Here is a 6,795-nt window from a genome sequence, read left to right on the forward strand (position 1 = left end):
GGAATCCCTTTCTCTATATGTTTTCTGCCATTTCTTCTTTAAAGCCGAAGAAGTACGTAAAGATGAATCCGAAAGTATATGCAACTACTAATCCAAGGAAATATAATAAATATTTATTATCAGCAATTAACGGAATTAATGATAATCCTGATACGCCGATTCCGAGTGCGGCTGTTTTCATAACTGCTTGGAATGCACCACCGACAGCCGCTCCTAAACAAGCAGTAAGAAACGGTTTCCCAAGTGGCAATGTAACCCCGTATAATAACGGTTCGCCAATTCCTAAAAACCCTACTGGTAATCCACCTTTAATCACATTACGAAGGCGTTTATTTTTTGTTTTTACATAAATCGCAATCGCTGCTCCTACTTGCCCAGCGCCAGCCATTGCTAGTACTGGTAATAAAGGCGTTACGTGAGTTTGATTAATAAATTCCATATGAATCGGTGTTAAACCGTGATGCAATCCGACCATAACGAGAGGTAAAAATGTTCCGGCAAGCACAGCTCCGGCAAATGCTCCGCCAATATTTAAGATAGCATTAATTCCACTTGTAATTCCTTCAGATAAGAAACCTGCAACTGGTTGAATTGCTAACATCGTTACTATACTTACGACTAATACAGTAATGAGTGGTGTCACGATAATATCAACTGCATTTGGCACCGCTTTTCGAACTTGTCTTTCAACTACAACCATAAGCCATGCTGCAAAAATAACTGCAAATAATCCGCCCCGTCCGGGTACGAGTGCTTCACCGAATAATTTTACATTCGCCATCGCTGGGTTGAAAATTAAAATACCTGCAATTGCCCCAAGAACTGGTGTCCCGCCAAATTCTTTCGCTGTATTCCAGCCGACTAAAATGCCTAAGAATGTAAAGATACCGCCGCCAATTAAAAGTAACATTTGCAGCCATGTTGCATTCGGGTCAGCACCTGCATTTTTCGCAAAGTTAGCAACCCCATTTATAATTCCTGATGCGACAAGACCAGGTATTAACGGAATGAAAATACTTCCTATTTTTCTTAAAAAGTTTTTCACTGGTGTATTATTTTTCTTCTTTATCCCTGACTTTATCTCTTGGCCGAGATCTTCAAGGTGATGATCTGCCACTTCACCAATTCGTAATCCTGTTAAAACTTCCATTTCAGCTGCTACTTTATTTACCGTTCCTGGACCAACGACAACTTGAAGTGTTTCATCTTCAATCACACCCATAACGCCTTCAACCTTTTTCAAAAGGTCCATGTTCACTTTACTTTCATCATGAAGCGTTAGTCGTAACCTCGTCATACAATGAGCAATGCCACGAATATTTTTTACTCCCCCAAGTTGCTCCGTAATCCTACTCGCCATTATCTCTTCTTTCTTCATAATAGAATCCCCCTCCCCATAGTTTAAAGTGCCTTCCTCACAAATCCTTTCGCACATTTTAATTTTTCTAGTGCTTCCCCATATTCACACTGTAGTAATATCATAACGATTGCAGCTTTCACATTTCGATTTGCTCTTTCATAATACTCTGTAGCTACTTCATAACTAGCGCCGGTCGCTTCCACAATAATTCGTTTTGAGCGTTCTACCAATTTTTCATTTGTAGATTGAACATCTACCATTAAGTTTTTATATACTTTCCCTACACCAATCATAGACGCTGTAGAAATCATATTCAGTACTAACTTTTGCGCTGTGCCAGCCTTCAATCGTGTTGAGCCTGTTAATATTTCTGCGCCTGTCTCCACTTCCACATTTAGTTTTGCATATTTACTTATCACAGCATTTTTATTACAGGAAATGCTAGCTGTACTCGCTCCCACGCTACTTGCGTATTTCAATCCGCCAATTACATAAGGTGTTCTACCACTTGCTGCAATTCCAATCACCGTATCTTTCTCGTTTAATCCAATACTTTTTAAATCTTCTTCTGCTAACTCTTCACGATCTTCGGCGCCTTCCACCGCTTTAGTAAACGCTTTCAATCCACCTGCTATAAATCCTTGAACCATTTTGTCATCTGTTCCAAATGTCGGGGGACATTCCACTGCGTCTAAAATGCCTAAACGACCACTCGTACCAGCCCCAATATAAATTAATCGTCCATCTTCTTCAAAAGATTTAATAACAATTTGTACAACCTTTTCAATTTCTTCTATTTCATTTTCAACTGCTAACGCAACAGTTCGATCTTCTTCATTCATACTTCGTAACACTTCTTTTATGCTCATCTCATCTAAATTCATCGTCTTCTCATTGCGATGTTCTGTAGATAAATTTTCTAACATATTGTCACCTTCTTAGAAATATAATTTCACGATTTTATTGTAACTTTAAGAAATTAAAAACCGATATCACTTTCTTATTTTATGAAATCTTATTTCTTTTCATAACAAATTTATGTCCAGCCACACAAAAAAGATGGGTTGCCCCATCTTTTCACTTTAACTTCCGTAACCTCACTGCTTCTTCTCTCGTCTCCATAAATTGATCTATCACATTATTACCGATACGATTAAAAGTAATAACGTATAAAGCATCAATCATATTCAGTTGCGTCATTCGTGAAGCAATACTTGCAATGCGATGATCTTGCTCTACATCCGGCATACAAAGGCGAATGTCTGCCGCTTTATATAAAGGAGATGATTGATCTAGCTTCGTAATCGCAATAACTGTAGCACCTTGTCTTTTCGCATATTGCGCCATTTCAAGCACATCTTTCGTCCGCCCAGAAGTTGAAATCGCCACAAATATATCTCCCTCTTTTAAATTTGTTACGAGTGGCAACATCATATGAAAATCGGATAGCATCATTGCAGTAAATCCAAGCCTAGTAAATTTATAAGCTCCGTCCATCGCCGGTGTAGCTGATCCACCTACACCATAAAATATGATCTTATTAGCATTTACAATACTATCTGCAGCTTTCTCAAGTTCCTTCTTATCTATCGCAGTAACACTCGCCTCAATTGCAGCTTTATTCACATATGTAACTTTATTAAACAAATCGTACGGTCCATCTTCTGTATTCATCACTGAAAAATCGTTAATATTATAATCAACAATTGTTAATTCACGAACGAGCGCTATCTTAAATGCTTTAAAGCTTCCAATACCGATTGTTTTACAAAAACGTACAACACTCGCCTCACTCGATCCCGCATTTGTAGACACTTCTTTTGTCGTTAAATTTGGAACAATCTCTGCGTTCTCCATTATGTACATGGCAACCTTCTTTTCAGCTGGTGAAAATTGATCCATATTATTTTCAATTTTAAATAGTAATGTTGAAGCTTTCACCATTTAACCTCCACTTCTTACAGCTGCTTTTTATTTCGCATATTCTTCTTCATGGAGATAATAGCCATCATCACCAGGAGGATGATGAACAATTACAGTTCGATTCCCTTTTTTATATGCAGTTATTTCACCTTCAGATCTCTGTTTTTCCCATCCGTCTATCCAAATTGCGAAGTCAGGTAAAAATGCAGTGTACTTATATTCTTTCGGATTATCCCCTTCCACATAGGAAGAAAAAATAGAAACCGGAAAACCTTTCACTTTTGATTCTTTTCCTACAATAAATGGTATGCAAAGTAAAAGAAGTATAACTACACCTATAACTTTTCCCCTCGTAATCTTCATCTATTTCTCTCCTTACCCTAGCATATACGTAGATTTTACCATAATTACAACCTGTTCATGCTGCATAACCATTGCTTTTTTGCGATAAAAAAAAGAGCTTACCTACATCAGATAAGCCCTTTCTATACAAAGTACTTCTTCAAAAGTGGCGGCGTAATAATCGTTGTCAATATAACAACAATGACAATAGCTGTGAAATTTTCTTTCGCTAATAAATTCGCAGTTAATCCATTTGCTGCGATAATAAGCGCTACTTCTCCGCGCGACACCATCCCTGCACCAATACTAATAGAAGATTGTAAATTAAACCCTGTTAATCTTGCTCCTAAACCTGATCCAATTAACTTTGTGAAAATCGCAATGAGCGTCATAATGATAATGAACCAAAGTTGGCTTCCGATACCTTGAAATGTAATTTCCATTCCAATACTTACGAAGAACACTGGTACGAATATCGCGTAAGCAATCGGTTCAATTTTATGTTCTACTTCATGCTTGTACTCTGTTTGCGAAATTGCAATTCCTGCTGCAAAAGCCCCAATAATACCTGCGATTCCCATCATTTCACTGTAATACGAAAAAGAGAAACAAATAATAAGAGCTGCACTAATTAACGCTTCAGACACGCGAAGTGGTACGAGCATTTTCATAATCCACGGAACGACTTTCCATGCGATAAAAACAATGCTTACAAAGAAAATAATTTTCTTTGCAATAACAAGTGTTATATTCACATCTTGCGTTCCTAAAAAGCTCATAACAAACGCTAATAAAATAACGACAATTACATCATCAAATACGGCAGCACCTAAAATCGTAGTACTTTCTCTCGTATTCATCTTCCCTAAATCACGTAACGTTTGCACTGTAATACTAACCGATGTTGCGCAAAGTAATAACCCTATAAAAATTGCATGAGATTGCATTAATCCAAACAACAACCCTGCCACATAACCACCGATGAAAGGAAAAATAATTCCACCAGCCGCTACTGCAAATGATGATTTTAAATTACGATTTAACTCTTCTAAATCAGTTTCGAGTCCTGCCATAAACATAAGTAACAAAACACCAATTTCGCTAAGCTCATCAATAAGTTCAGAACTATTAATAATACCGAGTACTGCAGGACCGATAATAATACCAACGATTAATTTGCCAAGTACAGAAGGCTGTCCAAGCCTAACACTAATATCACCAGCTAATTTCGTACAAAGTAAAATAACAACAAGTTCGAAATAAAATAACATAGCATCTTCTCCTACTATATAAAGTAAATCTTTAGTCAGTGGGTTATTCTTCATCCCTACTGATTGTTAACCTGCATCTATGTCTGCACATAGCTTCTCCTTACAGCCGGCATTTTATTTGTTAAAGTTTTATTTGACAAAATATTCTGAATTATATTAAGATTAATCCAGAAATTTCAAAAAAACTACATACCATAACTGTATCTTCATTCACTTACATACTCTTTTCCGATGGGCTCGTACTATATTCGCAGTTATGGAGATGAAAACTAAAGGAGGAGAGTTCAAAGTGAAGTCATTATTACGAAAAAAAGCGCTTAGTACTGAATCACCACGGCAGCTAGATAGAACATTAACGGCACTCGATTTAACGTTTTTAGGAATCGGCGCCGTAATTGGGACAGGGATTTTTGTATTAACAGGTATTGTAGCAGCAAAACATTCTGGTCCTGGTATTATGCTATCATTCCTTATTGCTGCATTTACTTGTGCTTGTGTAGCTTTTTGTTATGCCGAATTCGCTTCTTCTATACCAGTCTCAGGAAGTGTTTATACTTATGCATACATGACCGTAGGAGAAGTTGTCGCCTTCATCGTTGGTTGGTGTTTAATGCTCGAATATTTACTCGCAGTTGCAGCGGTAGCTGTTGGCTGGTCTGGATATTTACAATCATTGCTTCAAGGGTTCAATATACACCTTCCCGCCATTATTTCCTCGGCCCCCGGAACAGGAAAAGGTGGTCTCATTGATTTACCGGCTGTTTGTATTTTACTTCTCATTACTGGGCTTTTAAGTTTTGGTATACGCGAAAGCGCACGCATTAATAATATTATGGTCCTTATAAAATTAGCAGTTATTATCGCCTTTATCATAGCAGGCGCAAAATATGTAAAGCCTGAAAATTGGACACCGTTCATTCCATTCGGGTACGACGGTATTATTACTGGTGCTGCCACTGTCTTCTTCGCCTTTTTAGGTTTTGATGCAATCGCAACTGCGGCAGAAGAAACGAAAAAACCGCAGCGTGATTTACCAATTGGCATTATCGGTTCTCTTCTTATTTGTACAGTTTTATACATGATCGTATCTTTCGTTTTAACAGGTATGGTTCCTTATACGCAATTAGATGTTTCTGATCCAGTTGCATTTGCACTGCATTTCGTTGGTGAAGATACTATTGCGGGGCTACTTGCAGTTGGTGCGATGACAGGCATGACAACCGTTCTTTTGGTCGTTATGTATGGACAAGTTCGTGTTTCTTATGCAATGAGCCGAGACGGCTTACTCCCAAAAGCGTTATCACGCGTAAATAAAAAAGTAAAAATCCCTTTACTAAACACATGGATTACTGGGGTATTTGCAGCTTTATTAGCAGGACTTTTAGACCTACATTTACTAGCAAATTTAGTAAACATCGGTACGTTAACAGCCTTCACATTCGTTTGCTTTGCTGTACTTATTTTACGGAAAACTCATCCTGATTTAAAACGAGGCTTTCGTACACCACTCGTACCTGCACTACCAGTTGTCGCTATTATTTGTTGTTTATATTTAATGCTTAATTTGTCTAAAACGACATGGATCAGCTTTGCAGTCTGGCTTATAGTCGGTTTATGCGTCTACTTCTTCTACTCTAGAAAACATAGTCATTTAGCTACTGAAAAAACAAATGATGAGAAAAAAGAAGCATAAAAAATAGCTCGCCTATAATAAAGGCGAGCTATTTTCACGTTCTATTATGTTTTTTCGTTAACGCTTGTAAAACGATAAAGTGAAACTTTAATCAGTGGGGGGTTTTGTCCATCCCCCACTAATTATTAGCCCTCACCAATCGGGCTCTTACGGGCAGTTGTCTCCCCACTACCTTCCTCGTATTCACTTGAGGTGGGAGTCTTACT

The 6,795-nt window shown here is 37.8% G+C and carries 6 protein-coding genes; 1 reads left to right on the top strand and 5 read right to left on the bottom strand.

Features of this window, described 5'->3' with window-relative positions; all coding sequences use genetic code 11:
* Positions 1–13: 13 nt before the first annotated feature.
* The 5 genes from V7038_RS06165 to V7038_RS06185 all read right to left on the bottom strand — a co-directional run bounded on the left by V7038_RS06165 (position 14) and on the right by V7038_RS06185 (position 4,950).
* Positions 14–1,378, bottom strand: coding sequence for a PTS transporter subunit EIIC (locus tag V7038_RS06165; protein ID WP_199661374.1), 1,365 nt, complete (start codon positions 1,376–1,378; stop codon positions 14–16).
* Positions 1,379–1,401: 23 nt separating this feature from the next.
* The gene (gene murQ / locus V7038_RS06170) at positions 1,402–2,286 is read right to left on the bottom strand and encodes an N-acetylmuramic acid 6-phosphate etherase (RefSeq protein ID WP_335469521.1); all 885 of its coding nucleotides are present in this window, start codon (positions 2,284–2,286) and stop codon (positions 1,402–1,404) included.
* Between the two features lie 151 nt (positions 2,287–2,437).
* Positions 2,438–3,301, bottom strand: a complete 864-nt coding sequence (locus V7038_RS06175; RefSeq protein WP_335469522.1) for a MurR/RpiR family transcriptional regulator — start codon at positions 3,299–3,301, stop codon at positions 2,438–2,440.
* A 30-nt stretch (positions 3,302–3,331) separates the two neighbouring features.
* Positions 3,332–3,646, bottom strand: coding sequence for an outer surface protein (locus V7038_RS06180; protein WP_335469524.1), 315 nt, complete (start codon positions 3,644–3,646; stop codon positions 3,332–3,334).
* A gap of 122 nt (positions 3,647–3,768) precedes the next feature.
* A complete protein-coding gene (locus tag V7038_RS06185) occupies positions 3,769–4,950 on the bottom strand; it encodes a cation:proton antiporter (RefSeq protein ID WP_335469526.1) in 1,182 nt (393 codons plus the stop codon).
* 235 nt (positions 4,951–5,185) lie between these two features.
* Between V7038_RS06185 and V7038_RS06190 the strand changes: the two genes are divergently transcribed.
* The gene (locus V7038_RS06190) at positions 5,186–6,589 is read left to right on the top strand and encodes an amino acid permease (protein ID WP_199692868.1); all 1,404 of its coding nucleotides are present in this window, start codon (positions 5,186–5,188) and stop codon (positions 6,587–6,589) included.
* Positions 6,590–6,795: the final 206 nt, after the last annotated feature.

The organism is Bacillus sp. JJ783, assembly GCF_036963225.1.
Classification (GTDB): domain Bacteria; phylum Bacillota; class Bacilli; order Bacillales; family Bacillaceae_G; genus Bacillus_A; species Bacillus_A cereus_U.

What these genes read in the sequence shown, in the direction of transcription:
- V7038_RS06185 (WP_335469526.1), bottom strand. Translation starts at nt 4,950, where the DNA reads ATGAAGAATAACCCACTGACTAAAGATTTACTTTATATAGTAGGAGAA.
- V7038_RS06180 (WP_335469524.1), bottom strand. Translation starts at nt 3,646, where the DNA reads ATGAAGATTACGAGGGGAAAAGTTATAGGTGTAGTTATACTTCTTTTA.
- V7038_RS06165 (WP_199661374.1), bottom strand. Translation starts at nt 1,378, where the DNA reads ATGAAGAAAGAAGAGATAATGGCGAGTAGGATTACGGAGCAACTTGGG.
- murQ (WP_335469521.1), bottom strand. Translation starts at nt 2,286, where the DNA reads ATGTTAGAAAATTTATCTACAGAACATCGCAATGAGAAGACGATGAAT.